Here is an 848-nt window from a genome sequence, read left to right on the forward strand (position 1 = left end):
CGGGCCCGGCGATCGCGGCGGCGATGGAGGCGGGGCTCGCTTCCGGCGGCGCAACGGTGCTCCGAGCCGGGCAGCTGCCGACGCCCGGGCTCGCGTACGCCTCACAGGGCCGGTACGGCGTCATGCTCACCGCCTCGCATAACCCGCCGACGGACAACGGGATCAAGCTGTTCCGGGACGGCGTCGAGTTCGACCGCGGGCTGGAGCGGGCGGTCGAGGCCCGTGTCGCCGACGAGGAGCCCCCAGCGGACTGGGACGCGTGGACGACGACCGAACGGATCGACACCCTGGATACGTATCTCGATGCGGTCGAGGCGTACGCACGGTCGTTCGGTGAGGGAGGTACCGCGCACGGCGAGCCGGATCGAACGGACGACCAGACGAATCGAACGGACGACGAGGACGGCGACACCACCGACCTCGATGGGCTCCGGATCGCCGTCGACTGCGGGAACGGGATGGCCGGGCCGGCGACGCCCACCGTCCTTCGCGAGCTCGGCGCGACCGTCGTGACCCTCAACGGCAACGTCGACGGGCATTTCCCCGGACGCGGCAGCAAGCCGACCCCGGAGACGCTCCGGGACCTCCGCGCGTTCATCGCCGACGCGAACGAGGGGGTCACGGATCCCGGTCGGGCAGGACCCGACGGCGACGCGGAGGGGTTCGCGTTCGGGATCGGTCACGACGGCGACGCCGACCGGTTCGTGCTCGTCGACGCGGACGGCGACGTGGTCCACGAGGACACCGTGTTGGCGATCCTCGCGGAACGATACGTCCGCCGGGCCGACGCGGACGACCCCGTCGTGGTGACGACGCCGAACGCGTCGGGCCGGATCGACGAACGGGTC

General features: G+C 72.1%; 1 protein-coding gene. It reads left to right on the forward strand.

Translation table 11 applies throughout. The annotated features are described in order from the left end of the window. A partial coding sequence (locus ACFQEU_RS16910; protein ID WP_465261181.1) for a phosphohexomutase domain-containing protein occupies window positions 1-848 on the forward strand: 848 nt, incomplete at both ends.

Source organism: Halorubrum tibetense, assembly GCF_042661865.1.
Taxonomy (GTDB): Archaea; Halobacteriota; Halobacteria; order Halobacteriales; family Haloferacaceae; genus Halorubrum; species Halorubrum tibetense.